This window comes from Microtetraspora malaysiensis (assembly GCF_050947145.1).
Classification (GTDB): Bacteria; Actinomycetota; Actinomycetes; order Streptosporangiales; family Streptosporangiaceae; genus Microtetraspora_A; species Microtetraspora_A malaysiensis.
The window spans coordinates 8,587,677-8,613,221 of the sequence record NZ_CP191998.1 but is presented as its reverse complement, the minus strand read 5'-3'; the positions used below and the strand labels follow the sequence as shown (position 1 = coordinate 8,613,221).

General features: G+C 69.2%; 23 protein-coding genes and 1 pseudogene. 12 read left to right on the top strand and 12 right to left on the bottom strand.

Annotation, left to right across the window (positions count from 1 at the left end; all coding sequences use genetic code 11):
* Nucleotides 1-108: 108 nt before the first annotated feature.
* The 3 genes from ACQP1V_RS40170 to ACQP1V_RS40160 form a co-directional block, all read right to left on the bottom strand.
* A complete protein-coding gene (locus ACQP1V_RS40170; protein WP_433416433.1) occupies nucleotides 109-1,575 on the bottom strand; it encodes a M1 family metallopeptidase in 1,467 nt (488 codons plus the stop codon).
* Nucleotides 1,576-1,643: 68 nt separating this feature from the next.
* Nucleotides 1,644-2,153, bottom strand: a complete 510-nt coding sequence (locus tag ACQP1V_RS40165; protein ID WP_387409154.1) for an RDD family protein — start codon at nucleotides 2,151-2,153, stop codon at nucleotides 1,644-1,646.
* Nucleotides 2,154-2,207: 54 nt separating this feature from the next.
* Nucleotides 2,208-2,360 carry a hypothetical protein gene (locus tag ACQP1V_RS40160; RefSeq protein WP_433416430.1) on the bottom strand — a complete coding sequence of 51 codons (153 nt, stop codon included), beginning with the start codon at nucleotides 2,358-2,360 and terminating at the stop codon, nucleotides 2,208-2,210.
* 78 nt (nucleotides 2,361-2,438) lie between these two features.
* Here ACQP1V_RS40160 and ACQP1V_RS40155 point away from each other — a divergent pair, with 78 nt between their 5' ends.
* Together ACQP1V_RS40155 and ACQP1V_RS40150 are read left to right on the top strand one after the other, a co-directional pair.
* Nucleotides 2,439-2,921: an Lrp/AsnC family transcriptional regulator gene (locus tag ACQP1V_RS40155; RefSeq protein WP_433416427.1), complete on the top strand. Its 483-nt coding sequence runs from the start codon at nucleotides 2,439-2,441 to the stop codon at nucleotides 2,919-2,921.
* 142 nt (nucleotides 2,922-3,063) lie between these two features.
* Nucleotides 3,064-5,361 carry a transglycosylase domain-containing protein gene (locus tag ACQP1V_RS40150; RefSeq protein WP_433416426.1) on the top strand — a complete coding sequence of 766 codons (2,298 nt, stop codon included), beginning with the start codon at nucleotides 3,064-3,066 and terminating at the stop codon, nucleotides 5,359-5,361.
* 124 nt (nucleotides 5,362-5,485) lie between these two features.
* On the opposite strand, the pseudogene ACQP1V_RS40145 reads toward ACQP1V_RS40150, so the two are convergent.
* Nucleotides 5,486-7,508: pseudogene (locus tag ACQP1V_RS40145) on the bottom strand (thioredoxin domain-containing protein).
* Between the two features lie 240 nt (nucleotides 7,509-7,748).
* Complete coding sequence (locus tag ACQP1V_RS40140; RefSeq protein WP_433426112.1) at nucleotides 7,749-8,474, bottom strand: nucleotidyl transferase AbiEii/AbiGii toxin family protein; 726 nt, start codon at nucleotides 8,472-8,474, stop codon at nucleotides 7,749-7,751.
* A 255-nt stretch (nucleotides 8,475-8,729) separates the two neighbouring features.
* On the opposite strand from ACQP1V_RS40140, the gene ACQP1V_RS40135 reads away from it, so the two are divergent.
* Nucleotides 8,730-9,959: an IS110 family transposase gene (locus tag ACQP1V_RS40135; protein ID WP_433416423.1), complete on the top strand. Its 1,230-nt coding sequence runs from the start codon at nucleotides 8,730-8,732 to the stop codon at nucleotides 9,957-9,959.
* Nucleotides 9,960-10,148: 189 nt separating this feature from the next.
* Here ACQP1V_RS40135 and ACQP1V_RS40130 read toward each other — a convergent pair whose 3' ends face one another.
* The gene (locus tag ACQP1V_RS40130; RefSeq protein ID WP_433416420.1) at nucleotides 10,149-10,760 is read right to left on the bottom strand and encodes a type IV toxin-antitoxin system AbiEi family antitoxin domain-containing protein; all 612 of its coding nucleotides are present in this window, start codon (nucleotides 10,758-10,760) and stop codon (nucleotides 10,149-10,151) included.
* A gap of 106 nt (nucleotides 10,761-10,866) precedes the next feature.
* Here ACQP1V_RS40130 and ACQP1V_RS40125 point away from each other — a divergent pair, with 106 nt between their 5' ends.
* Entirely contained in the window at nucleotides 10,867-12,027 is a 1,161-nt protein-coding gene (locus ACQP1V_RS40125) for a hypothetical protein (RefSeq protein ID WP_387409161.1), read from the top strand.
* Nucleotides 12,028-12,051: 24 nt separating this feature from the next.
* On the opposite strand, the gene ACQP1V_RS40120 is transcribed toward ACQP1V_RS40125, so the two are convergent.
* From ACQP1V_RS40120 to mca, 3 genes are read right to left on the bottom strand one after another with little or no spacing between them, the layout of a single operon-like run.
* The gene (locus ACQP1V_RS40120) at nucleotides 12,052-12,321 is read right to left on the bottom strand and encodes a GNAT family N-acetyltransferase (RefSeq protein WP_433416417.1); all 270 of its coding nucleotides are present in this window, start codon (nucleotides 12,319-12,321) and stop codon (nucleotides 12,052-12,054) included.
* A gap of 12 nt (nucleotides 12,322-12,333) precedes the next feature.
* Nucleotides 12,334-12,513: a hypothetical protein gene (locus ACQP1V_RS40115; protein ID WP_387409163.1), complete on the bottom strand. Its 180-nt coding sequence runs from the start codon at nucleotides 12,511-12,513 to the stop codon at nucleotides 12,334-12,336.
* Between the two features lie 9 nt (nucleotides 12,514-12,522).
* Nucleotides 12,523-13,404 carry a mycothiol conjugate amidase Mca gene (gene mca / locus ACQP1V_RS40110; protein ID WP_433416414.1) on the bottom strand — a complete coding sequence of 294 codons (882 nt, stop codon included), beginning with the start codon at nucleotides 13,402-13,404 and terminating at the stop codon, nucleotides 12,523-12,525.
* A gap of 117 nt (nucleotides 13,405-13,521) precedes the next feature.
* Between mca and ACQP1V_RS40105 the strand changes: the two genes are divergently transcribed.
* From ACQP1V_RS40105 to ACQP1V_RS40095, 3 genes are all read left to right on the top strand, one after another.
* Nucleotides 13,522-13,995: a DUF4307 domain-containing protein gene (locus ACQP1V_RS40105; protein WP_433416411.1), complete on the top strand. Its 474-nt coding sequence runs from the start codon at nucleotides 13,522-13,524 to the stop codon at nucleotides 13,993-13,995.
* Between the two features lie 76 nt (nucleotides 13,996-14,071).
* Complete coding sequence (greA, locus tag ACQP1V_RS40100) at nucleotides 14,072-14,572, top strand: transcription elongation factor GreA (protein ID WP_433416408.1); 501 nt, start codon at nucleotides 14,072-14,074, stop codon at nucleotides 14,570-14,572.
* Nucleotides 14,573-14,737: 165 nt separating this feature from the next.
* Nucleotides 14,738-16,018, top strand: a complete 1,281-nt coding sequence (locus tag ACQP1V_RS40095) for a C40 family peptidase (RefSeq protein WP_387409166.1) — start codon at nucleotides 14,738-14,740, stop codon at nucleotides 16,016-16,018.
* Nucleotides 16,019-16,108: 90 nt separating this feature from the next.
* Here the strand turns inward: ACQP1V_RS40095 and ACQP1V_RS40090 are convergent, their stop codons facing one another.
* The 3 genes from ACQP1V_RS40090 to ACQP1V_RS40080 all read right to left on the bottom strand — a co-directional run bounded on the left by ACQP1V_RS40090 (nucleotide 16,109) and on the right by ACQP1V_RS40080 (nucleotide 19,889).
* The gene (locus ACQP1V_RS40090) at nucleotides 16,109-17,656 is read right to left on the bottom strand and encodes an ABC transporter substrate-binding protein (protein WP_433416404.1); all 1,548 of its coding nucleotides are present in this window, start codon (nucleotides 17,654-17,656) and stop codon (nucleotides 16,109-16,111) included.
* Between the two features lie 129 nt (nucleotides 17,657-17,785).
* The gene (locus ACQP1V_RS40085) at nucleotides 17,786-18,418 is read right to left on the bottom strand and encodes a TetR family transcriptional regulator (protein WP_433416401.1); all 633 of its coding nucleotides are present in this window, start codon (nucleotides 18,416-18,418) and stop codon (nucleotides 17,786-17,788) included.
* Complete coding sequence (locus ACQP1V_RS40080) at nucleotides 18,396-19,889, bottom strand: DHA2 family efflux MFS transporter permease subunit (RefSeq protein WP_433416398.1); 1,494 nt, start codon at nucleotides 19,887-19,889, stop codon at nucleotides 18,396-18,398. Before ACQP1V_RS40080 ends, ACQP1V_RS40085 begins: the two co-directional genes overlap by 23 nt.
* Before the next feature lie 77 nt (nucleotides 19,890-19,966).
* On the opposite strand from ACQP1V_RS40080, the gene ACQP1V_RS40075 reads away from it, so the two are divergent.
* From ACQP1V_RS40075 to ACQP1V_RS40055, 5 genes are all read left to right on the top strand, one after another.
* Nucleotides 19,967-20,485, top strand: coding sequence for a hypothetical protein (locus ACQP1V_RS40075; RefSeq protein ID WP_433416395.1), 519 nt, complete (start codon nucleotides 19,967-19,969; stop codon nucleotides 20,483-20,485).
* Nucleotides 20,486-20,757: 272 nt separating this feature from the next.
* Nucleotides 20,758-22,554, top strand: coding sequence for a phosphoenolpyruvate carboxykinase (GTP) (locus ACQP1V_RS40070; RefSeq protein ID WP_433416392.1), 1,797 nt, complete (start codon nucleotides 20,758-20,760; stop codon nucleotides 22,552-22,554).
* A 106-nt stretch (nucleotides 22,555-22,660) separates the two neighbouring features.
* Nucleotides 22,661-23,191 carry a hypothetical protein gene (locus tag ACQP1V_RS40065; RefSeq protein WP_433416389.1) on the top strand — a complete coding sequence of 177 codons (531 nt, stop codon included), beginning with the start codon at nucleotides 22,661-22,663 and terminating at the stop codon, nucleotides 23,189-23,191.
* Nucleotides 23,192-23,233: 42 nt separating this feature from the next.
* Entirely contained in the window at nucleotides 23,234-24,007 is a 774-nt protein-coding gene (locus ACQP1V_RS40060; RefSeq protein WP_066938244.1) for an isoprenyl transferase, read from the top strand.
* A 197-nt stretch (nucleotides 24,008-24,204) separates the two neighbouring features.
* On the top strand, nucleotides 24,205-25,509 hold the full coding sequence (locus tag ACQP1V_RS40055; RefSeq protein ID WP_433416387.1) for a PhoH family protein: 1,305 nt from the start codon (nucleotides 24,205-24,207) through the stop codon (nucleotides 25,507-25,509).
* Nucleotides 25,510-25,545 lie beyond the last annotated feature (36 nt).

Below are 25,545 nucleotides of genomic sequence, written 5' to 3'. Positions count from 1 at the left end.
TCACCCCATAGCCCGGCAACAAGGACAGGAACAAAGGTAAGGCTAACCTAATTTCCTGTCGAGTGATCCGGGCGGGGTCCCGCTATGTGCTTATGAGTGGTCCGGCGGTCAGCCCAGCGTGGGGCGGGTCGGCTGGTAGAGCCACGCGTCGAACAGCGGCCCCAGCTTCTTGCCGGAGGTCTGCTCGGCCATGGCGATGAACTGGGCCGTCGTGGCGTTTCCGTACTTGTACGTCCCCGTCCACTTCTTGATCAGCGTGAAGAACGTGGTGTCGCCGATCTTCTGGCGCAGGGCGTGCAGCGCCAGCGCGCCCCGGGTGTAGACCGCGTCGTTGAACAGGTCCTCGGGCCGGGGCTTGCCCGGCGGGTAGGTCCACATCGCGTTGGTCTTGTTGGCGTACGCGTTGCGGAACATCTGCTCGGCGGTCGCCCCGCCCGTGTGCTCGGACCACAGCCACTCGGCGTACGTGGCGAAGCCCTCGTTCAACCACAGGTCCTGCCAGCGCTTGACGCTCACGCTGTCGCCGAACCACTGGTGCGCCAGCTCGTGCGCGATGATGCCGGTGTCGGGCGTGAAGCCGCCGTAGATGGGCTTGGTCTGGTTCTCCAGGGCGTACCCGGCGTTGAAGTCGTCGATCACTCCGCCGGTCGAGGAGAACGGGTACGGCCCGAAGACGGTCGCCCAGTAGTCGGTGATCTCGGCGGTCTTCGTATACAGGGTGTCGAGCGCGTCGCGGTACTTCGGGTCGGTCGCCGCGTAGACCGGGATGCCGCCGGGAGAGGTGCCGGTGCGCACGTCGAACTTCCCGGTGGTCATGGTCGCGAGGTAGCTCGCCATGGGGTGCTTCTCACGCCAGACGAACGTCGTCTTCCCGCCGCTCGTCTTGGGCGGGGCCGTCTGCTCGCCGTTGGCGATCGCGGTCACGCCCTGCGGAACGGTGATCTCGAAGTCGTATGTGGCCTTGTCGGACGGGTGATCGTTCGACGGGAACCACGTCTTGGCCCCGTCGGGTTCGGAGGTCACGAACGACCCGTCCGGCGTCGGGATGAACCCGTACGTGCCCAGGTTGGAGGAGTTGCGCACCGGGTCGGGCACCCCGGAGTAGTGGACCGTGACCGTGAAGGGCGCGTTCTTGACGATCATCGTCGGCGCGGTGACGACCAGCTCGTCGCCCTCGCGGGCGAACCTGGCCTCCGAGCCGCCCACGGTCACCTGGCTCACCGTGAATCCGTGCAGGTCCAGGTCGAACCGTGACAGGTTCTGCACGGCCGTGGCCTGGATCTGGGCGCTCCCCGCGAGCAGCTTGGACGCCGGATCGTAGGACAGCTTCAGCGTGTAGTGCCCGACGTCGTACCCCCCGTTGCCGTCGAGCGGGAACGCCGGGTCGCCGATGCCGGGAGCGCCCACCGTGTCGGAACGCTCCAGAGGGGCGCCGGGCGAGGCCGCGGCCCCGCCACCGGAGGCACTGCCGCCGTGGGCGGGAGCCGTCACGGCTCCCTCGGAGGGCGCGCACCCGATCACCGAGATCAGGGCGAGCGTGGCGAACGTGGTGGTCAGTCGGCGTGCGGCCATCATCGAGCCAGCGTATGCGAGGGAGCGGGCACCCTGGGAGACCTGGTGCCCGGCAACGGCGCGGCCGGTCGTCAGGCGTCCACGACGAGGGTTCCCGCGGTCTTGTCGTGCAGTGCCTGCTTCCTGGCGTCGACCACGATCCAGCCGAGGTCGATGATCCAGAGGCAGCACAGCCACGCCAGCACGACCTCGGTGAGCTGCCGGACGGCGGCCTGTCCCACGCCGATGCGCTCGCCGTTCTCGCGCACGACGCGCATCCCGAAGATCTTCTTGCCCGGTGTCTGGCCCTTCCAGTACGCGTGGAAGAGCCAGTAATAGAGGAAGCCGACGATGCTCGCCAGATAGGTGTGGGTGACGTCGACGAGGGTCACCGTGCCGTTCTGCGGGTGTTTGACGATGTGCCACGACGTCCACACGAGCGGCGAGGAGATGATCGCCACGATGACGATGTCGAAGATGCCGGCGAACAGACGACGCCAGCGTCCGGCGAGCGAGGGAGCCGCGGGCCCCAGGGGTGGCGGCTCCCACGGAGTCCGCGGCTCGGGTCGCGGTTCGCCTTCAGGCGGAAACGGTGGTTCCATGCCCCTTTGGTCACCTGGCTCCGCCCGCCCGAAAGCCCCAGCGGGGCAAAATCGCTAAAGGATTCCGCGCAGCGCCTGCTCGCGCTCGATCGCCTCGAAGAGCGCCTTGAAGTTGCCCTTGCCGAAACCGAGCGACGGGGCGGGCTCGTTGAGCGGGAACTTGACCTTGCGGGTGCCGTCGGCCACCACCTTCGACATCAGCGTCACGATGGCCAAAGTGTGCAATACATGACAAAATCGGTAGACAATCTGCCCAGTCATCACTCGCGGATCTGGGAGCACGTTGTGACGATCGATCAGCTCGATGTACGGCTCATCTCCATGCTCGCCGCCGAGCCGCGCATCGGGGTCCTCGAGTGCTCCCGGCGGCTCAACGTGGCCCGCGGCACCGTCCAGGCCCGGCTCGACCGCATGGTGGCGCGCGGCGTGATCACCGGATACGGCCCCGACATCGATCCCGCCGCCCTCGGGTACGGCGTGACGGCCTTCGTGACGCTGCAGATCAGGCAGGTCAGCGGGCACAGCCCGGTCGCCGACCGGCTCGCCCTCGTGCCCGAGGTGCTGGAGGTCCACACCATCACCGGCGGCGGCGACATGCTGTGCCGCGTGGTCGCCCGCAGCAACGCCGACCTCCAGCGCGTCATCGACCTCATCGTCGACGTGGACGGCGTCGTGCGCACATCGTCGGTGATCGCGCTGGACTCGCCCGTGCCGTACCGGGTCCTGCCGCTCGTCGCCGCCGCCAACCGGGGTGAGAACCGGATCTGAGCACGGGGCCCATGACCGGGGATCGGCCCGGGGATGAGGGCTGTGGACCAGAACGCGCGACATCGTTATGGATCATTTACCGTTGAATGGTTCGCCCAGCTCTCGCCTGGGCAGCGAGAGCGTGAGCAACCGGGGGTAATACGTGGAGACCGAGGAGATTCCGGAGCAGCCGTCCGAGCCTGAGCCGCCGTCCCGGCCGACGGGGAAGCGGCCGAGGCGGCGGTTCCTCCGGATCGCCCTGATCGCCTTCGGCGCCTGCGTGGCCGCGGTGGTCGGCCTGTTCGCCATCGCGTGGGTGATGACGCCGATCCCCGACACGACCCAGGACGACGCCACCGCGCAGGGGTCGGTGATCTACTACCGGAACGGCAAGACCGTCCTCGCCACCGAGGGCACCAACCGCAAGAACGTCCCGCTCAGCGAGGTGCCCGAGCCGGTCAGGCAGGCCGTCATCGCCGCCGAGAACCGGACGTTCTACAGCGACAACGGCGTCTCCCTCAGTGGCACCGTGCGGGCGCTGTGGTCGACCGTCACCGGCAAGCAGCTCCAGGGCGGCTCGACGATCACCCAGCAGCTCGTCCGCAACTACTACAGCGGCCTCAGTCAGGAACGTTCCATCGAGCGCAAGCTCAAGGAGATCTTGATCGCCCTGAAGGTGGATCGGTCCAAGTCCAAGGACTGGGTGCTGGAGCAGTACCTCAACACGATCTACTTCGGCCGCGGTGCGTACGGCATCCAGGCCGCGTCCCAGGCGTACTTCAACAAGAACGCGCGCGACCTGACCCCGGCCGAGGGCGCCTACCTCGCCGCGGTGATCCAGCAGCCGTCCCGCTTCGCGACTCCCAAGGGCGACGATCTCGACGCGGCCAAGGCGCGCTGGCAGGGGGTCGTCGACGGCATGGTCCAGACCCGGGCGATGACGGCCGAGCAGGCCACGGCCCTCACCTTCCCCACGCTGGCCAAGCAGAAGCCCCTGCTCACCCGCAACGCCAAGAACGGCTACATGGTCGAGCAGGTGATCGCCGAGCTGCACCGGCTCGGCTACACCGACGAGGACATCCAGCAGGGCGGCCTCAAGATCACCACGACCTTCGACAAGAAGCTGATGAAGCTCGCCGAGGAGTCGGTGAAGGCGGTCCTGCCCGACAACACGCCCAAGAAGGTGCGGACCGGCCTCGCCGCCGTCGATCCCCGCACCGGCGAGGTCCTCGCGTTCTACGGCGGCGACAGCTACACGGCCAACCAGTACGACAACGCCTTCTCCGCCAAGGTCCAGGCCGGCTCGACCTTCAAGCCGTACACGCTGGCCGCCGCGCTGGAGAACGGCTTCAGCCTGACCAACCGGGTCAACGGCAACTCGCCGATGCGGATCGCCTCGGCCTCCATCCCCAACTCGGGCGGTCAGTCGTACGGCTCGGCCATCGACCTGGTGCAGGCCACCCGCAACTCGGTGAACACCGCGTTCGTGGACCTCGGCCAGCAGGTCGGCCTCGGCAAGGTCGCCAAGGCGGCCGAGGCGGCGGGCATCCCCGAGAGCCAGCTCGCCCAGCACGAGGCCGCCGCCACGTTCCCGCTCGGCGTCGCCTCGGTGAGCGCCGTACAGCAGGCGTCCGGATTCGCCACGTTCGCGGCGGAGGGCGTCCACCACGACGCCCACGTGATCCGCTCGATCACCGACGCCAACGGCAAGAAGCGGAAGGTCACCACTCCCGGCGCGCAGGCGTTCAGCGCGGACACCGCCGCCGACACGACGTACGCGCTGCAGCAGGTGGTGCGCGGCGGCACCGGCACCGGGGCGCAGCTGCCGGACCGCCCGGTCGCCGGGAAGACCGGCACCACCGACAAGTCGGCCGCGGCCTGGTTCACCGGGTACGTCCCGCAGCTTTCGGTCGCGGTCAACATGTTCCGCGACGACAACAAGCCCGTCGAGGTCCCCGGATACGGCGCGCTGTACGGCGGCACGTTGCCGACCCAGATCTGGAAGCGCTTCATGAGCGAGGCGATGGACGGCAAACCCGTCAAGGACTTCCCGGCGCCGGCGTCGTACTACTACGGCGGCTACAACTCCTACGACCCGTACGGGTCGTACGGCGGCTACGACCGTTTCGGCGACGGGTACGACCGCTTCGGCCAGGGCGGCGACCGCTTCGGCCAGGGTGGCGACACCGCGACGCCGAACCCCGACCCGGGGGCCACCGATCCGGGCTCCCCGGGCGGGACCCCCGGTGGCGGCGAGACCACCGGCCCCGGAGGCCCCGGGAACGGAGGCGGCGGCCCGGGCACCGGCGGCCAAGGGCCGGGTGGCACAGGCGACGGCGGCCAAGGGACAGGCGGCACAGGCGGCGGCGGCCCGGGAGGCGGTGGCACCGGAGGCGGCACGACGGAGCCGCCGGGGAACGGCGGCGACATCGAGGCGCCGCCCGACCAGCCGATCCAGTGACCACCGGCCCGGCCGGCGAGGGAGCCGCTGAGAGCGGCCGGTGACCGTGCGGCCGGCCGCCGGTGTTTCCTCATCGGGCGGCGTCGCGCGACCGTGGGCCGGCCGGGGAGCTACGTCGCGCGCGTCACCGGGCCAGCTCGGCCTTCAGCTCCTCCGGGGTCGTGACGGGCGCGCGGCAGGCGAACCGGCGGCACACGTACGCCGCGGGCGCTCCGTCCACCGTCGGCCGGCCTTCGAGCAGCGGGACCTCGACGTCCCGCCCGGCCGCGCCGCCGTCGGCGGGCTCCCCGAGCGCGACCACCAATCCGGGGACGGTGGACATGAGGGCGGCGCGGTGCAGCGCCTTCGTCCGCGGGTCGTCCGCCGGGCCGACGATCGCCACCTCGGCCAGGCCGTGCAGCGCCGCCTCGGCCACCGCCAGCCCCCACCCGGCGAACCTCGCGTACTTCCCGGCCAGGACGGTGACCGTGCCCAGCGCCTCCTCGGCGGCCTCCCGATGCCGGGACGAGCCGGTGAGAGCGGCGTAGGAGAGCAGTGCCCCCGCCGCCGCGAACCGGCCGGACGGCGTGGCGTTGTCCGTCGGGTCCTGCGGACGCTGGAAGAGCCGCTCGCCGTCGTCCGCCGTGTCGAAGAACCCGCCCGACCCGTCGGAGAACCGGGTCAGCAGCGTGTCGAGCAGCTCACCGGCCAGCGTGAACCAGCGCGTCTCGCCGGTCACCCCGTAGAGGGCGAGCAGGCCCTCGGCCACGTCGCCGTAGTCCTCCAGCACGCCCGCGTTCCGCCCCGCCCGGCCGTCCCGGGACGTACGCAGCAGCCGTCCGTCGTCCACGTGCACCCGGGCGAGGAGCTCGGCCGCCGCCGTGGCCGCCTCGACGAGATCGGGCCGCTCGAACAGCGCCCCGGTCTCGGCCAGCGCCGCGATCGTCAGGCCGTTCCACGCCGCCACCACCTTGTCGTCCCGACCGGGGCGCGGCCGCCTCGCGCGCGCCGCCAGCAGTGCCGTACGGACCCGGTCGAGGCGGGCCCGGTCGCCGGGGTCGGCGCGGAGCTGGAGGACCGAGGTGCCGTGCTCGAACGTGCCGGTCACCTCGAAGACGGAGGCCGCCCAGGAACCGTCGTCGTCCCCGAGGACCTCGCGGAGCTGGGCGGGGGTCCAGACGTAGAAGAGGCCCTCGCCGTGCCTGCCGTCCAGGTCGGCGCTGTCCGCGTCCAGCGCCGAGGCGAATCCGCCCTCGGGCGTCCGCATCTCGCGCAGTAGCCAGTCCGCCGTCTCCAGGGCCACCCGCCGGGCGAGCGGCGAGCCGGTCGCCCGCCACCAGTGGGTGTACACGCGCAGCAGGAGGGCGTTGTCGTACAGCATCTTCTCGAAGTGGGGCACGACCCATTCGGCGTCCACCGAGTAGCGCGCGAAGCCCCCGCCGAGCTGGTCGTACATGCCGCCCCTGGCCATCGCGTCCATGGTCTTCTCGGCCATGGCGAGGGCGTCCGGGGTTCCGTGCCGGAGCAGGAACTCCAGCACCATGGAGGGCGGGAACTTGGGCGCGCCGCCGAAGCCGCCGTTGCGGGGGTCGAAGCCGCCCGCCAGGTCGCGTACAGCCTGCTCCAGTGTGGCGGCGGTGGGCAACGGGCCGGACGGCAGCCGGGCCTGCTCGTTGAGCGCCTCGACGATCTTCGCTCCCTGCTGTACGACGGCGTCGCGCTCGTTCTGCCAGGCCTGGGAGACGCTGTGCAGCAGCCGCTGGAACTGCGCGCGCGGGAAGTACGTCCCCGCGTAGAACGGATGACCGTCCGGGGTGGCGAAGACGGTCATCGGCCAGCCGCCCTGTCCCGTCATCGCCTGGGTCGCGGTCATGTAGACCGCGTCGACGTCGGGTCGTTCCTCCCGGTCCACCTTGATGTTGACGAACCGCTCGTTCATCAACTCCGCGGTCGCCCGGTCCTCGAACGACTCATGCGCCATCACATGGCACCAGTGGATGTCAAGAAGCGGGTAACCAATGGCAAGACGAATACCCGACTGAGATCATCAGGGGCACGTCTCGCCTACTCGCTTCTTGCATCGCCTCCTCTCCCCATGGCCACCAATCCACAGGATTGTCGGCGTGCTGGAGGAGGTAGGGAGAAGTCTCGCTACCAAGCCGGTTCATACCGCCAGCCTCTCACAGCGTCAGAATAGGACGACGCGGGTGAGGATCACATGGTGCTTGTCTCGGCCGTCGTCCTCACGCACGAGACGGTGTTCTCCTGCCGACGGCGGAGGATCTCGTCCATGGTCGTGGTGCGCAGCGTCCCGGCTTCCGTGGCCGCGCGGATGTGCTCACGGTCCGGATCGCTGTCAGAGATCCCGCCGATGGTCCTGGGGACTCTCGGTCGCTCGTTCGCGACCTCTACGGCAACCACCTCCGCCCGAGCGCGTTCCAGCTGACGGCACCGGCCTCCCCCGCGAGGAGCGGGTCGGCGAAGGTGATGACATCGGCGACGAGGTTCCGGAAGAGCTGCGGATAGGAGTCCCCAGCCACGCCCTGCTTCCTCCGCCACACGGAGTAAGGGGTCTGCCGGCTGTCCGGCAGGTCCAGGATCACGTCAGAGAGCCTTTTCATGGCCACGCCGCGATGGGACGCCGTTCTTTCCAAGGCCGCGCGCACGGACGGGCCGTCGAGGTTGTGACGGCCGGTGAGTTGCCAGATGTCCGCGTAGTCCCGGTCGCGGGTGTTCATGCTGGAGCGTTCCAAAGCAGTCGATATCTTCTCTGCCAGTACGTTCTCGATGGGGTAGCCGAGGAGCGGGAAGCCGCCGTCGCCGATCAGTGTGGGGTAGGCGATCGTCTCGGGTCCAGGCGTGATGGGATCGCCGAAGCTCACGTCCAGTTGGAGGCGAGCGCGTGACCTGCCCAGCAGTGCGGGGACGATCACCCGCACGCCTCCGTAGAGATCGTCCTCGCGGATGGCGGAGGTGCGGATCGCCGTAACGTCGAAGCGCAGCCCGTCTCCTGCCTCTGTCGACGCGATGGAGACGACTCGGGAGAGGACGCTCTGTTCGTCGTTCGCGAATCCGCGCCCCAGCAGGTCGATGTCGCGAGTGACCCGGCGTGCGCCGAAGGCCGCGAGGAGCAGCCCGCCTAATCAGTGTTAGCGAGTCGCCTTGCGGCAGACTCGGTGGTTGGTAGCCATCCGGCGGGTGAGCACTTCTGGTCCCTGGACTTGGAGTCCTGCTGAAAGACAGTGCCCCCGCTGGTTGGCCGGGAGAGTTGATCGCTGCTGGGATGTCGTTGCCCACTGACGGTGTCGGTGTGAGCACTGCTTGATTAGGTCGCTGATGGTTCTCCCGCCGGCTGCTGCTTGTGATCGTGTTCTGGGTGGGGAGAGCTGTTGCGACTGTTCGTTGGGGATGACTGGGCCGAGGCGCATCACGATGTGGAGGTGATGGATGCCTCGGGCCGCCGGTTGGCCAAGGCCCGCCTGCCCGAGGGCGTGGCGGGGATGGCCCGGCTGCACGCGATGATCGCCGAGCAGATCGGTGAGGCCGCGGATGAGGATGTGGAGGTACTGGTCGGGATCGAGACCGATCGGGGTCCGTGGGTGCTGGCGCTGGTCGCGGCCGGTTACACGGTGTTCGCGGTCAACCCGTTGCAGGCCGCCCGCTACCGCGAGCGGCTGGGCACCTCGGGCGCCAAGAGCGACGCGGCCGACGCGCACATGCTGGCCGACATGGTCCGCACCGACTCCCACCAGCTGCGCCCGATCGCCGGCGACAGCGCGCAAGCGGAGGCGATCAAGGTCGTCGCCCGCACCCACAAGACGCTGATCTGGGAACGGACCCGAGCCGGGCAGCGGCTGCGGCATGCGCTGCGCGAGTACTTCCCCGCTGCCCTGACCGCATTTGAGGATCTGGACGCCGCAGAGGCCCTCGATCTGCTGGCCAAGGCCCCTGACCCTGCCTCGGCCGCGAAACTGACAGTCGGCCAGATCAGTGCGGCCCTCAAGCGCGCCCGCCGCCGCGGCGACCTTGCCGCACGAGCCGGCGAGATCCAGGCGGCGCTGCGTACCGAGCATCTGGGCCAGCCCGAGGTGGTCGCCACGGCCTATGCGATGTCGGTACGAGCATTGGTCGCGGTCCTGGTCGTCATCGGCCAGCAGGTCAAGACCCTGCAGGGGCAGGTGGAGGAGTGGTTTGGCCGGCACCCGGCCGCTGAGATCATCGTCTCCCAGCCCGGGCTGGGACCGATCCTCGGCGCCCGGGTGCTCGCAGAGTTCGGCGACGACCGTGACCGCTATGCCAGCGCCAAAGCCCGAAAGAACTACGCGGGCACCAGTCCTATCACCCGGGCCTCGGGCAAGAAGAAGAGTGTCCTGGCCCGGTTCGTACACAACGACCGGCTCATCGATGCCCTGATGACCCAGGCCTCGGTGGCGCTGCGTGCCTCGCCCGGTGCCCGCGCTTACTACGACAAGCAACGCGCCCGTGGAGTCGGTTACAACACCGCCCTGCGCCAGCTCGCCAACCGGCTCGTCGGCATCTTGCACGGCTGCCTGAAAACCGGCACGCTCTACGACGAAGCAACCGCTTGGTCGCATCACGTCCAGAGTGCTACGGCTTGACATTCAAGCTCCTGGGATGTCTTTCAGAATGAACTGCCCAGCCATCTGGGACGAACTGAGCCGGCGGAGGAAGCCTTCGAGGGCGTACAACGTGATCAAATCGTCGGTGTTGCGGCCCTCGCGCCGCGAGATTGCGCAGGGCGTTGTAGGCGAGACCTTCCGGCGTGTCACGTGGGGGGTTGGGGGACATCAGTCGAGCACCACCTGAATCGCGTTCCGTAGGGGGCCCGCGCCGCCGAGAAGTTCCGCATACCCCAGCAGGTCGCTGGGTGAGGTCCCGCGGCGTCGCAGGTAGGACCGAAGAGCCCGCAGGGCGACCTGATCGCCGACGATGTGACGCAATCGCATGCAGTCGACCACGGTCCGTGACGCAGAATAGATTCTCACGAGCTCGCCCGGAGCCGCCGCCCAATTTTCGATCCCTTCCTCGAAAGTCCCCTCGGCGAACCGGTGGACGCGCACCAGGGGGTACGTGATCCGGGGAAGTGGCCCGCCGCGCGGGACCGCGAGGTTGACCTCACCGGGGATCTCGTCGGTGAGGTCGTGGACGGTCAGCGCCGTCTCCAGGCAAAGAACCCCGTGGGGGACCCGGGTGCAGGCCGCGAGCAGATCGACATGCATGGTGAGCGGCGCGTCACTCTTGCGGTACACACCCCGGCTCAACTCCCAGATCAGCCCCGCCTCGCGAAGGCGTGCGAGGGCGTTGGATCCGATGCCGCCCTCCCTGGCCTGGGCGGCGGTGAACGTGGGGCCGAGACGGTCGAGACGTCGCGCCGACACGGAGTGCTTGGGATCGATCACGATTCAAAGTAACACCATGTTGTCAGAGGTGGCGTTACTTTTGAATGTGGATCCCCTGAGGTGGGGGGATGTGTTCTCGGGGCGGCACGGCGTAGGCTCACGGGGCGTGAGCTTGGATTTGGATTTCGCCGTCCGGCACGCGGGCCGGAAGGCGGACGAGTTGACGCGTCGCGACGTGGCGCGGGTGTTGCTGGCGGTGCCTTCGGGGCATGCCCTCGTCGCCCTTCCGGATCTGAGGCGCGAGCTGCTGGCCGCGGGAAACCCGCTGTCGGTCCCGTTCTGGGAGTCCGCCAAGGCGACGCTGTCCAGCATCGAGTCCGGCGTGGCGACGGTCGGCGACGTCCAGCGCTGGCTCGAATCGACGGGCAGTGAGCCGATTCTGCTCACCCGCAGCTACTTCGTCTGGCCGGAGGAGAGCGAGCGCGGGCCGGTCGCGACCGAGATGCACGCGCGCATGGTCGCCTACCTCGAAGAGTGCGTCGCGTCCGGCAAGATCGACGTGGACGCGCTGGCCGCGGGCGACGTGGACGCCCGGCACGCGTACGAGGAGCTGCAGGAGCGTTGGCTGGGCACGCCGCTGCCGGACGGCCGGGTGCCGGGCACGGCGGTCAGCGAGGAGCAGGAGGAGGAGCTGTTCGCCGCCTGGGACGAGGAGGAGGCGTACGCGCTGGGCGAGCTCCGCCGGGTCCTGGCCGAACTGCCCGAGCCGCCGCTGCCCGCGAAGGAGCTGCGCTCCGCCGCTGTGCGGCTGCGCGTGACGCTCACCGAGGACAGCTATCCGGGCAACGTGCTGCGGGCCTGCGCCGGGTTCGACGACGGCGTGCTCCCCGACCGTGACGAGGACCTCTGGCTGGCGGTGGCGGCGGGCATCGCCTCGCCGGTGTCGGATCTGCCCGACGAGGAGGACGCCGCCCGGTTCTTCGACCTGGACGGAGAGCTGAGCCACGAGGACTCGATCCTCGCCTCGCTCTGTGCCATCAACCATGCCGACTGGCTCGCGACGGTCACCACGCTGGCGAGGTACGGCCCCGGCGCACTGGCCTCGCCGGAGCGGATCGCACGCTTCATCGCCGACTCGGAGGACGTCGCCCAGGACATCGAGGACGTCCTGACCGAGCCGGAGGATCTGGAGGCGACGGAGATGCTGTTCACCGCCGTCACTCCGCTGTGGGCGCATCTCGGCATCGTGGACAAGGCCGAGGTGTTCACCCCGCTCGGCTGGTGGGGCCTGCCGAAGGCGCTGGAGCGCGCCTGGTCGGCGGACTGATCACCCGGCCGGGACGCCGGGCGGTCACTCCGCCAGCAGGTCGCGGTACTCCGGATGGAGCTCGATGTAACGGGCGACGAACGAGCAGCGCGGCTCGACCGTCCGCCCGTCCTCCCGCACCTGGTCGAGGGCGCCGCCGACGAGACGGCCGCCGAGCCCCCTGCCCTCGTACTCCTTGCGGATCTCGGTGTGGGTGAAGACGACCGTGTCGCCGCGCAGGACGTACTCCGCGAAACCGACGACCTCGCCGTCGAGCCGGAGCTCGTACCGGCAGGCCGCCGGGTCGTGGATCACTTCCGACGCTCTTCAAACCTCGCGCACGGGGAAGGCGGCGGGCTGCTCGCGCTCGTACGGCACCTCGATCTTGCGCATCTGCCTGTTCATGGACTTGATCAGGAAGAAGAGGGCGAAACCGATGGCCGCCACGATGATGAAACCGATGAGACCCGGGCCGATGGCCAGGTCGGTTGCGGTGGTTGGAGTCACGCTTCCAGCTTACGAGCAGGCAGGGGTGACCTCCGCGTGGATCCCCGTGAAGAGGTCGTCCTCCGGCAGCGTCGTGTCCACCAGCGACCGGGCGAGGTGGTAGTCCTCGGTCGGCCAGACCTCCTGCTGGATCTCGCGCGGGCAGACGAACCAGAACCCGTCGGGGTCGACCTGGGTGGCGTGCGCGATCAGGGCCTCGTCGCGGATCTCGAAGTAATCGGCGCAGGGCACCTTGGTGGTGACCTCCCACTTCTGCGGGCGGTCCTCCCACCGGGCGATCCAGTCGGCGTACGGCGAGCCCATGCCGCGCGCGTTCATCGCCTCGTGCAACGCCTCGAACCGGTCCTTGCTGAACCCCATGTGGTAGTAGAGCTTCAGCGGCTGCCAGGGCTCGCCGGTGCCGGGGTACTTGTCGGGGTCGCCCGCGGCCTCGAACGCCTCCACCGAGACCCGGTTGGTCATGATGTGGTCGGGGTGCGGGTAGCCGCCGTTGTCGTCGTACGTGAGGATCACGTGCGGGCGGAACTCGCGGACCATCGCGACCAGCGGCGCGGCGGCCACCTCGAGCGGCTGCACGGCGAAGCACCCGTCGGGAAGGGGCTCGCTCTCGTCCTCGGGCAGGCCCGAGTCGACGAAGCCCAGGAAACGCTGCTCCACGCCGAGGATCTCGCGCGCGCGTTCCATCTCCAGGCGGCGTACCTCGCCGATGTTCTCCACGATCTCCGGACGGTCCATCTTCGGGTTGAGGACCGAGCCGCGCTCGCCACCGGTACACGTGGCGACGAGGACGTCCACACCTTCTCGCACGTAGCGGGCCATCGTGGCGGCGCCCTTGCTCGACTCGTCGTCGGGGTGCGCGTGAACGGCCATCAACCTCAGCGGTGCACTCACGGCTCTCCTCAATGTGTCCAGTCAGCTCCCCGAAGAGGTTAGCTTCTGGAGGGGGCGAGACCCCCGGGTTGGACAATTGTTTCGGACAACACCGTATGACCCCAGGGAGATTCCGCGATGGCCGCCGAATCCAGCAGCAGGCACGGCGACGGAGCCCGCGACGCCGGTGACAGTACCGGTGCGCCCGTCGTCGCGCCCATCCTCGGCACGCCCGACGACTTCCCCGAGCGGCCGCGCCTGCAAGGGCGCGCGCGGATCCTGACGTACATGGTGATCGGCGCGTTCGTCGTCGTCATGGCGGGTGGCTGGGGGTACGTCATGATGGCCGCGCGCGGCAACCCGGACGTGCGCGGCGACGTGATCACGTACGACGCGAGCGCGTCCGACTCCGCCGTGGTCACCTTCTCCGTGCACAAGCCCACCGACAGCGAGGCGAGCTGCCGGTTGCGGGCCGTCGACGTGAACCACACCGAGGTCGGCAGCAAGGAGGTGACCATCCCGAAGGGGAGGTCGGACCTCACGCTCACCGAGCGGCTGAGGACAAGTTCGCAGGCCACGAGCGTGCTCGTTCAGTACTGCGATCTCGTATAGTGGAATCTTTGGGGAAGCGTTCGAAGGCGTTAACTTGTAAGCCTTTCGAGTCACTTAGAGGAATCAAGGAGAGCCCGTGGCCGTCTCCCAGAACGACAACGTCACCTGGCTGACGCAAGAGGCGTACGACCGCCTCAAGGAGGAGTACGAGTACCTTTCCGGCCCGGGTCGCACGGATATCGCGAAGAAGATCGAAGCCGCTCGTGAAGAGGGCGACCTCAAGGAGAACGGCGGCTATCACGCCGCCAAGGACGAGCAGGGCAAGATGGAGGCCCGGATCTTCCATCTTCGCCAGATCCTGGACAGCGCCAAGGTCGGCGAGGCGCCCCGCGCCGAGGGTGTCGTCGGCCCCGGGATGACCGTGACGATCCGATTCGTGGGTGACGACGACGAGGTGACGTTCCTGCTCGCCTCCCGCGAGGAGAGCGGAGCGCCCATCGACGTTTACTCGCCGAAGTCGCCGCTCGGCTCCGCCATCAACGGCAAGAAGGTCGGGGAAAAGGCGATGTACACCCTGCCGAACGGCCGTCAGAACGAGGTGGAGATCCTCGACGCCGTTCCGTACGTCGGCAACTAGGGCGCGGCCTCGCCCACACCTGCTTCGGAACCCGTCGGCACGTCTTCGTGCCGGCGGGTTCCGGCATGTACGGCGATTGCGGTATTCGCCCCCGTACGGCAGTCTCGTTGATCGAGCTCGACGATCCCTTCCTGGAGCGGGCTCACGGGGCGGAGAAGGGGTGGCATGGTTCTCGACCGGCGCGCGCGGTCCTCGTTCCGGACGAGTGTCGCCCGGGTCGTGTCCGAGACCAGGCAGGACCTGGCCTATCGGCCGAGGATGGCCCGCCGCCGACGGATGCCCCGCGCGGCCGTCCCCATCATCGGGGCGCTCCTGGTCTCCGTGTTCACCGCCGACCTGGTGGTGCTCAGCCGCGACCCCGGCACACCCCCGCCCGTACGGCGGGAGGCGACGCGGGCCGGCGCCGAGGAGCGCGGCCGGCACGTGGCGTCGGCCGAGCAGGTCAAGGAGACGACGCCGGCGGTGACGCCGCTGAAGAAGCTGCGTGACCCGCACCTGTTCGTGGTGGCCCGCACGTCGCTCTCCCCGGCAGTCGTGGCGAAGGTCCGCGCGGTGAAAGGCGTGGTCGCGGCCGAGGTGACCGACGCCGCCGACGTCATGATGGACGGCAAGCGGGTGCAGACCCTGGGGGTGGACCCCTCGACATTCCGCCCCTTCACGCCGAAGACGACGGCGAAGGCGGACGCCCTGTGGAACAACATCGCCGCCGGCGAGGTCGCGGTCTCCTTCGACCTCGGCCAGGACGGCGGCATCAAGCTGGGCTCGACGGTGCCCGCGGGCGGGCGGCACCAACTGCGGGTCGGCGCGTACGCCACGATGGGCATGGGTTCGATCGCGGCCGTGGTGTCCCGGCCGACCGCGCGGTCGCTCGGCATCCCCGAGGGCAACGCCCTCGTCCTCAGCGCGCCCAAGGTCGACTCGGGCAAGCTGCGCAAGGTGCTGCGGAAGATCCTGCCCAAGGGCAGCCAGGTCGCGGCGATCAACCCGGTGGTCGTCCTGCCACCCGGCCGGACCACCTCGCAGAAGACCTGGCCGGTGAGCGCCTTCATGTCGGTCGACCAGCTCAAGGTCGCGCTCCAGGCCGCGGTCAGCAAGCTGGGCCGCCCGTACGTGTGGGGCGCCGAGGGCCCGAACAGCTTCGACTGCTCGGGCCTGGTCCAGTGGGCGTACCGCCAGGCCGGGGTCCGGATGCCGCGGGTCACCCACCAGCAGTGGGCGACCGGCCCGCAGGTGCCGCTCTCCCAGGCGCAGCCGGGCGACCTCCTGTTCTGGCGGAACGACCCGACCAACCCCAACTACATCTCGCACGTCGCGATCTACTGGGGCAACGGCAAGATGCTGAACGCGCCGCGTACGGGCGACGTCGTCAAGATCGCCCCGGTCTACACCCGGAACCTGGCCGGGGTGGTCCGGGTCAGCCCCTGGGTCGCCGCCCGCGTCCGCTGACCCTTACGTCCGCGCCGAGCGGCCGCGTGCGCTGCGGGCCTACGGCACGCGGCCTACGGCACGCGGCCCCTCGCGTCCGCCGCGCCCCGGTCAGGCGAGCTTCACGGTCATCGGGTCCAGCCCCCCGGTCGGGGTCAGCCCGGCCTTGGCGATGCGCTCGGAGAATCCGGCCTGCTGGCCGTAGACCCAGAGCGGGATGGCGGGCAGATCCCTGACCAGCAGCGCCTCGGCCTGCTGGTAGAGCTTGATCGCCTTGGCCGAGGACCGCTGCCGGTCGGCTGAGCGCAGCAGCGCGTCGAACCGGGGGTTGCGGTAGTCGCCGTCGTTGGCCACCCCGTTCGAGGCGTACATGGGGGCGAGTACGTTCTGGATGTGCGGGTAGTCGAGCTGCCAGCCCGCCCGGAACATACCGTCCAGCCGTCCGCCGGTCACGGCGTCCCGGAAGGCGCTGAAGGTCCGCAGCGACTTGGGGACCACCTTCACCTTGCCGCCGAGCGTCTTGGTCACGCTCTCGGCGACGCGCTTGACCCAGTCGCCGTGCGCGCTGTCGGCGTTGTAGTACAGCGGGAGAACGGCCGGCGGCCGGAATCCCGACGTGAGGGCCTTCGCCAGATATTCGCGCGCCTTGGTCGGGTTGTACGCACATACCTGCCCGCAGGAGTCGCTCCTGCTGCCTTCGGCGGTGGGCGGGACGAAGGAGTGGGCGGGGACGCGACCGCCTTCGAAGACCTCCCGGGTGATCGTCTCCCGGTCGATCGCCATCGAGATGGCCTTGCGGAAGTCGGTGTTCGCCGCGACCTTCGCGGGGAAGGTGATCACCTGGTTGATGTGGCCCGGCCGGCTGATCACCCGCCCGTCCAGATCCTTCTTGAACGTCGCGAGCTTCGTCGAGGGGATCAGGCTGGTGAAGTCGATGTCACCGGAGCGCAGGGCGGCGTAGAGCGCGTTCTCGTCCCGGTACGTCCGGTAGACGATCCTGGCGACGGCCGGCTTGGCCCCGGGGTAGCCGTCGAACCGCTCCACCACGCTCTCCGACGAGAGCGACCACGAGACGACCCGGAACGGGCCGTTGCCGATCGGCTTCCTCCGGAAGCTCGCCGGGCTCTTCAGAATCGAATCGGGGAGCGGGGAGAAAGCGAGCATGCTGAGCTTCTTCACGAAGACGCCGAGCGGCCTGGACAGCGTGATGGTGAACGTGTGGTCGCCGGTCACCTTGAGTCCGGACATCTTCCGCTTGCCGTACCCCTCGATCTCCTCGAAGAGGAAGGAGCTGTTCGTCTTTGCCGAGGCGACCTGGTTCCACGCCTCGACGAAGTTGCGCGCCTTGACCTCGGTTCCGTCGTGGAACTTCCAGCCGTTGCGCAGGGTGACCTGGAAGACCCGGTTGTCCTGCGTCGTGATCGACTTGGCGACCGCGTAGCGGGATCGGGACGTGCCGGGCACATACTCCGTCAGTCCGGTGAAGAGCGCGTCCAGCGGCTCGGAGACGCAGGGGTCCACGGTTCCGAGGTTCGGGAGGTCGTACCCCGCACAGGTCCCTACGGTGATCTCTGAGGTGCCGGCGTGCGCGGTTCCGGCCAGTGCCGTGCCGGACAGCAAGGTAAGGGCCGCGACGGCGGCGAGTCTCCGACGAGACATTTCTGGCCTCCAGTGGCGATTTCCGGTGAAAATCCGGTTGATCACCTTATGAGGCAGGTCAGAATTCCGTCCTGACATCAGGGCCGCGACTTGGTCACGATTTCAGTGTCATGGGCCGGCGGTCACGGGTCAGAGGGGGAGGCCGCCTTCGAGGAGCGCCAGGGCCTCGTCGACCGCGTCGGGCAGGGAGCGGGCGGTGCCCGCGGTGCCCCAGCTGTACAGCGCCGGGAGCATCGCGCCGAGCACGGCCCCGGCGAAGGTCCGCACGGCCGGGGAGGTCCGCTCCCGGCCGGTGCGCTCGGCGATCACCTCGGCCATCACGTCCACCGTGGAGAGCAGGTTGTCGAGGCTGCGGGCGCGTACGGCCGGGATGTTCATCATCAGGCGGATGCGGAGGCGGACGTCCTCCAGCTCCGGCTCCGGCACCTGTGCGAAGGCCGTGCGGATCCCCTGGCGGATGGCGGCGATCGGGGGCAGCTCCGCGGGCTGCGCCCGGATCACCGCCGCGATCAGGGGGTCGTAGTCGTCCTGGATGATCAGGTCTTCCTTGGTCGGGAAGTACCGGAAGAACGTGCTCGGAGACACCTCGGCCGCCTCCGCGATCTGCTCGACGGTGGTGGCCTCGTACCCCTGCTCGGTGAACAGCCGGAGGGCGTGCTCCTGGATCGCCCGGCGGGTCTTGGCCTTCTTGCGCTCGCGCAGGCTCAGGACGGTCCGCTCCGGGGAGTCCGCGATCCGGTCAGCGCGCTGAGGTGAGCTCATGCTCCGATTTTGCCGTCTTCCGCGCGGGGCGGGGAATGAAGATCCACACCAGTACGGCGACGAGCAGGGACGCGGCGGCGCACAGCAGGATCACGACGTCCATCCCGGAGACGAACGCCTCGCGGGCGACGCGCAGGAGTGCCGGGTCGCCGAGCGCCACCGCCGCCGTGACCGAGTCCCGGGCCGCCGGCGGTGCCCCGGACGGCAGGCCCGCGGCGTAGACGGCGGAGAGGAGGCTGCCGAGGGCCGCGACGCCCAGGGCGCTGCCGACCTGGCGCAGGGTCTGGAGCGTGGCGGAGCCGGAGCCGGAGCGCTCCTCGGGCAGCGTGGCGAGCACGCCGTCCATCGCGGGGACCATCGTGAGGCCGATCCCGGCGCCGACCACGGTCAGCCAGGCGGCGACGAATCCGTACGACGAGGTGACCGAGGTGGCGGCGCCGACGGCGAAGCCGGCCGTGAGGACCAGCAGGCCCGCGGTCATGACGGAGCGCAGCCCGAGGCGCTGGACCAGCCGTTCCCCGGCCAGGCCACCGGCCATCAGCCCGGCCACCATGGGGATCAGCCGGACGCCGGTGCCGAACGCGTCGTGGCCCAGGACGACCTGGAAGTGCTGCGGCACCACGAAGAGCAGGCCGGACATGCCGAGGCTGACGATGGTGGCGCCGACCGCACCCCACAGGAAGACCCGGCTGCGGAAGAACGCGAGGTCCATCATGGGCGCGGCGGCCCGCCGCTCGACGGCGACGAAGGCCGCGAGCAGGGCGACGCCCGCGGCGATGCTCGCCAGCACCGTCGGGTCGCGCCAGCCGTCGATCGGGGCCTGGATGACGCCGTACACGAGGGCGGCGAGGCCGGTCACGGACAGCAGCGCGCCCGGGAGGTCGAGCCGGGAGCCGGACGGGTCGCGGGACTCGGGCAGGAGCACGGCCGTCGCCACCAGACTGACCAGCACGACGGGGATGTTGACCAGGAAGATGGAGCCCCACCAGTAGTGGTCGAGCAGGTAGCCCCCGACGACGGGGCCGAGCGGCAGCCCGAGCGCCATGGCGGCGCTCCACGCGGCGATCGCCTTGCCGCGTTCCTCGGGGCCGAAGATGCTGGGCAGGATCGACATCGACAGCGGCATGATCAGGGCCGCTCCCGCGCCCATGAGCGCCCGCGCCGCGATGAGCGCGCCGGTGCCGTCCGCGAAGCTCGCGACCACGGACGCGACGCCGAACGCCGCGAGACCGGTCAGAAGGACGCGCTTTCGTCCGAACCGGTCGCCGAGGGCGCCCGCCGGGAGCATCAGCGCCGCGAACGGCACCATGTACGCGTCGATGATCCACTGCAGCTCGCCGGTGGTGGCCTTGAGGTCGGTGGCCAGCGTCGGCAAGGCCACGTTGAGGATCGTCGCGTCCAGCCCGAGGACCAGGACGCTGAGGACGAGCGCGCCGAGGGCCCACCAGCGCGCAGAAATGAGAGTCGCCATGAAATGAGAGTAACTCTCATAAGAGAGGGGCTGTCAATTCCTGGCCTGGCGGCGAATGTGGGTGTAATCTTGATTACATGGATAAGGAAGAGCAGGTACGGAGCTGGTTCGCCGGTCGGCTGCCAGAGGGATGGTTCACCGAGGCGCCCGAGATCGTGCTCGACCGCGAGGAGATCGCCGTCGTCGGCGCCGTCCCTCCGCTGACGGTGGCGGGTGGGCTGCCCGAATTGGAGCGTTCCGCCGCCCTGGAGGGCTATGTGGAGCGGTTCCGTGAGGAGACCAGGGAACGCCGCATCGAGATCGCCCGCGAGGCCGAGCGCCAGTTCCGGAGGAAGGTCGCCTGGGGTGTCGTCGTCGAGGGGCGCAGAGTGATGTTCACCACGTTGTCGGTGCCCGTCATGACCCGGCTACGGCAGCCGGAGCGACAGGTCCTCGACACTCTTGTCGCCGCGGGGGTCGCGCGCAGCCGCAGCGACGCCCTCGCCTGGTGCGTACGTCTCGTGGGGCGGCACACCGACACGTGGCTCGCTGACCTGCGGGATGCCCTCCAGCATGTGGATCGGATCCGCTCCGAGGGGCCCGATCACGTGGACTAAACCAATGCAGAAAATGGCCTAGACCAGTTTCCGTGGCCTATACCAATATCGCGCGAGGGAGATGATCCGGCGCTCGGAACTCGTTTCTTTAATGTGTCGTCATGTGGGTAGGCTCCTCGAACCGTCATGGCTCCTGCCTGGACAAACATCCATTCCGGGGCCGTGTGGGACCTGAATGCCGCCGAATATAGGCCGTGGTCTACGCCAATTGGATTCGGTGGCCGTTCGTCGTCAATGATGATTTGGTCCTTCGAGAAAAAGGAGCCGGTTCCGTGTCCGTATCAGCAGAGGTACGCGTCCCGACGACTCATGCCGAGCTGGCCGCCTGGGTGAGAGAGATCGCCGAGCTGACCCAGCCTGACCGGGTCGAATGGTGCGACGGTTCCGAGGCCGAGTGGACTCGCCTGACGAACCTGCTCGTCAAACAGGGCACTCTCACGCGGCTTGCCCAGCGGCCCAACAGCTTCCTCGCGACCTCCGACCCCAGCGACGTCGCCCGGGTCGAGGACCGCACGTTCATCTGCTCGGAGCGCGCCGAGGACGCGGGACCGACGAACAACTGGATCGCCCCCGGCGAGATGCGCCGTACGTTCGGCGAGCTCTTCAAGGGATGCATGCGTGGCCGCACGATGTATGTCGTGCCGTTCTGCATGGGCCCGCTGGGCGGCACGATCTCCCAGCTCGGCGTGGAGATCACCGACTCGCCGTACGTCGCGGTCTCGATGCGGATCATGACGCGCATGGGCGATGAGGCGCTGCGCCTGATCGAGGAGCGCGGCGACTTCGTCAAGGCCGTCCACTCCGTCGGCGCCCCGCTGGCCGAGGGGCAGCAGGACGTGCCGTGGCCGTGCAGCGACACCAAGTACATCAGCCACTTCCCGGAGACCCGGGAGATCTGGTCGTACGGCTCCGGTTACGGCGGCAACGCCCTGCTGGGCAAGAAGTGCTACGCGCTGCGGATCGCCAGCGTGATGGCCAGGGACGAGGGCTGGCTGGCCGAGCACATGCTCATCCTCAAGCTCACCCCGCCGAAGGGCGAGGCGCGGTACGTCGCGGCGGCCTTCCCGTCGGCGTGCGGCAAGACCAACCTCGCGATGCTCCAGCCCACGATCCCGGGCTGGAAGGTCGAGACGATCGGCGACGACATCGCATGGATGCGGTTCGGCCCCGACGGCCGGCTGTACGCGATCAACCCGGAGGCCGGGTTCTTCGGCGTCGCCCCCGGGACCGGCGAGACCACCAACGCCAACGCGGTCGAGACCCTCTGGGGCAACAGCATCTTCACGAACGTCGCGCTGACCGACGACGGCGACGTGTGGTGGGAGGGCCTGACCGATGAGCCCCCGGCCCACCTCACCGACTGGAAGGGCCGTTCCTGGACGCCGGACTCCGACGAGCCGGCCGCGCACCCGAACGCGCGCTTCACCACCCCGGCCGGGCAGTGCCCGACGATCGCGCCGGAGTGGCAGGACCCGGCCGGTGTGCCGATCTCGGCGATCCTGTTCGGCGGGCGCCGGGCGACCGCCGTCCCGCTGGTCACCGAGTCGCTGAGCTGGCAGCACGGCGTCTTCCTCGGCGCCAACGTGGCCTCGGAGAAGACGGCCGCGGCCGAGGGCAAGGTCGGGGAGCTGCGCCGCGACCCGTTCGCGATGCTGCCGTTCTGCGGCTACAACATGGGCGACTACTTCGCCCACTGGATCGAGGTCGGCAAGAAGGCCGACCCGGAGAAGCTGCCGCGCATCTACTACGTCAACTGGTTCCGGAAGGGCGCCGACGGCCGCTTCCTGTGGCCCGGGTTCGGCGAGAACAGCCGGGTGCTGAAGTGGATCGTCGGCCGGCTGAACGGCGAGGAGGAGGCGGTGCCGAGCCCGATCGGCAACCTGCCCGCCGCGCTGGACGCCGAGGGCCTGGACGTCTCCGAGAGTGACCTGGCCGAGCTGCTCCGCGTCGACCCCGAGGTCTGGCGCGAGGAGGCCGCGCTGGTGCCGAGCTTCTTCGAAACCTTCGGGGACAACCTGCCCAAGGAGCTCTGGGAGGAGTACCGGGCCCTCGTCGCGCGGCTCGGCTAACTGGGAATTGCCCGTTTTGGGATGTTAGCGGCGGATTATCGCGGATAGCGTGTGAAACGTGCAGGGGCTACGGTGCGTGGACGGATCATACCTTACCGTTAATCCAGTGCCATGCCGGGACAGGCTCGGCGTCCCCTACGAGGTGACGTTGGACCTGTACCGGGATGGCCTGCCGTACGGGACGGTCGGGGAGCGGTGCGGCTGGTTTCTGGCGAGGCTGGCCAGGGTGATCGCGGACGCGAGAGCGGACGGCGGACCCCAGGCCGGCGAGTGGCCGGATCCGGAGGACCGCTTCCCCGACGGGGAGGGCGAGCTCTTCGCCTTCCGCTACCGCAGCAAGGTGGACGTGGTCGGCGGCGGCGAGATGCGCTGCCAGGTGCGGACGCTGCCGTCGTGGGTGCCCGCGCGCCCGCGCCGCCGCGGCGCGCCGCTGGGCGAGTGGCAGGTCGTCCGCCGGGCCTTCCTGGAGGCGTGGGGCGCCGGCGGCGTCGGCCTGCGCGCCGAGCTGACCTCGGGCCGGCTGGCCGCGTTCGTGGACGGTCTCGTGGGCGACGCCGAGGAGCGGCTCGGCTCGGGGTTCGAGATGGAACCCAACAGCAATCTCGTGAACGGAGCAGTCCGGTTCTCGCGGCCCTGATAATTGACGGAGCCATCGGGTCGCGAAGGAAGAGGGCTTTGCATGGGCGTGCGCGATCTCGTGTACAAGCTGTACGAGCGCAGGCTCGAGCGGAAGCTCTCCGGACCCGGCAGCACGGCACAGATCCCCCGGCATGTGGGCGTCATCGTCGACGGCAATCGGCGCTGGGCCAGGGCGATGGGCCTGCGCGACGTGAACCGCGGGCACCAGAAGGGCGCCGACAAGATCAGTGAACTCCTGGGGTGGTGCCGGGAGGCGGGCGTCGAGTACGTGACGCTGTGGCTGCTCTCGACCGACAACCTCTCCCGGGACCAGGCTGAGTTGCAGCCGTTGCTCCAGGTGATCGAGGGTCTGGTGCGCGACCTCGTCGAGCAGGGGTGGCACGTCAATCCGATGGGTTCCCTTGATCTGCTGCCCGATCACACGGCTCGTGTCCTGAAAGATGCAAAAGAAGCTACATCGCACCGCCCTGGCCTGATTGTGAACGTGGCCGTTGGGTATGGAGGAAGACGTGAGATCGCTGATGCGGTGCGCTCTCTCCTCCAGGAGCACGCGAGCAAGGGCGCGAGCATCGAGGACCTCGTCGAGGTCCTCGACGTCGAGCACATCGCGGAGCATCTCTACACGCGCGGGCTGCCCGACCCGGACCTCGTCATCCGGACGTCGGGAGAGCTGCGACTCTCCGGATTCCTGCTCTGGCAGAGCGCCCACTCCGAGTTCTACTTCTGTGAGGCCTACTGGCCTGACTTCCGCAGGGTCGACTTCCTGCGGGCGCTCCGCTCATACGCCGCGCGGCACCGTCGGTACGGTTCCTGAAACGGCACGTGAACGCTCCCTTTCGGTCACAGTCCAAGTATTGGGATCAAAGGGAACGTTACGTACCGTAGTGGGAGAGGGCCTGTCCTTGATCGTGAGGGGGGCCGGAATCCCGGCCCGCTTCCGCAGGGCACGGGCCCGGTCCGTTGACCACCATCACGGCAGGGCGCCCCACCTCGGCGCCCGGGGGAGAACGCGTGGCACAGTCCTCGAGTAACCCGACCCGCACCTACATCCTTGACACCTCCGTCCTGCTCGCCGACCCGGCGGCGATGAGCCGCTTCGCGGAGCACGAGGTCGTCATCCCGGTCGTCGTCGTCACGGAGCTGGAGGCCAAGCGGCACCATCCGGAACTCGGCTACTTCGCCCGTGAGGCGTTGCGTTTCCTCGACGACCTCAGGGTGCGGTACGGGCGCCTGGACGAGCCCATGCCGATCGGCGAGGGCACGATCCGGGTGGAGCTCAACCACAGCGACCCGTCGCTGCTTCCCGCGGGGTTCCGGCTCGGTGACAACGACACCCGGATCCTCACCGTCGCCCAAAACCTGGCGGCGGAGGGCTGCGAGGTGGTGCTCGTCTCGAAGGACCTGCCCATGCGCGTCAAGGCCGCCTCGATCGGCCTGGTCGCGGAGGAGTACCGCGCCGGCATGGTGGTCGAGTCCGGCTGGACCGGCATGGCCGAGCTCCAGGTGACCACCGAGGACGTCGAGGCCCTCTTCGAGAACGGCACCGCCGACCTGGAGGAGGCGCGCGAGCTCCCCTGCCACACCGGCCTGCGGCTGCTCTCCAGCCGCGGCTCCGCGCTCGGCCGCGTGATGCCGGACAAGTCCGTACGGCTGGTCCGCGGCGACCGCGAGGTCTTCGGGTTGCACGGGCGGTCCGCCGAGCAGCGGATCGCCCTCGACATCCTCATGGACCCCGAGGTGGGCATCGTCTCCATGGGGGGACGCGCGGGTACCGGCAAGTCGGCCCTGGCCCTCTGCGCGGGCCTGGAGGCCGTCCTGGAGCGCCGCCAGCACCGCAAGGTCATCGTCTTCCGCCCGCTGTACGCGGTGGGCGGCCAGGAGCTCGGCTACCTCCCGGGTTCGGAGAACGAGAAGATGGGCCCCTGGGCGCAGGCCGTCTACGACACCCTCGGCGCGGTGACCACGCCCGAGGTGATCGAGGAGGTCCTGGACCGAGGGATGCTGGAGGTCCTCCCGCTCACCCACATCCGCGGCCGGTCGTTGCACGACGCGTTCGTGATCGTGGACGAGGCCCAGTCGCTGGAGCGGGGCGTGCTCCTCACCGTGCTCTCGCGCATCGGCGCCAACTCGCGGGTCGTGCTCACCCACGACATCGCCCAGCGCGACAACCTCCGCGTCGGACGGCACGACGGCGTGGTCGCGGTGGTCGAGAAGCTCAAGGGGCATCCGCTGTTCGCGCACATCACGCTCACCAGGTCCGAGCGGTCGCAGATCGCCGCCCTGGTGACCGAGATGCTGGAGGACATCACCTGCTGACGTGATCCTTGGCCGGGGAGGCGGGGCGGGCAACCG

Bases quoted from the DNA above. Each gene is read 5' to 3' on its own strand.
- ACQP1V_RS40165 (WP_387409154.1), bottom strand. From the start codon at position 2,153: ATGGAACCACCGTTTCCGCCTGAAGGCGAACCGCGACCCGAGCCGCGG.
- ACQP1V_RS40075 (WP_433416395.1), top strand. From the start codon at position 19,967: ATGGATAAGGAAGAGCAGGTACGGAGCTGGTTCGCCGGTCGGCTGCCA.
- ACQP1V_RS40090 (WP_433416404.1), bottom strand. From the start codon at position 17,656: ATGTCTCGTCGGAGACTCGCCGCCGTCGCGGCCCTTACCTTGCTGTCC.
- ACQP1V_RS40085 (WP_433416401.1), bottom strand. From the start codon at position 18,418: ATGAGCTCACCTCAGCGCGCTGACCGGATCGCGGACTCCCCGGAGCGG.
- ACQP1V_RS40170 (WP_433416433.1), bottom strand. From the start codon at position 1,575: ATGATGGCCGCACGCCGACTGACCACCACGTTCGCCACGCTCGCCCTG.
- ACQP1V_RS40060 (WP_066938244.1), top strand. From the start codon at position 23,234: ATGGGCGTGCGCGATCTCGTGTACAAGCTGTACGAGCGCAGGCTCGAG.
- ACQP1V_RS40095 (WP_387409166.1), top strand. From the start codon at position 14,738: ATGGTTCTCGACCGGCGCGCGCGGTCCTCGTTCCGGACGAGTGTCGCC.
- ACQP1V_RS40080 (WP_433416398.1), bottom strand. From the start codon at position 19,889: ATGGCGACTCTCATTTCTGCGCGCTGGTGGGCCCTCGGCGCGCTCGTC.
- ACQP1V_RS40105 (WP_433416411.1), top strand. From the start codon at position 13,522: ATGGCCGCCGAATCCAGCAGCAGGCACGGCGACGGAGCCCGCGACGCC.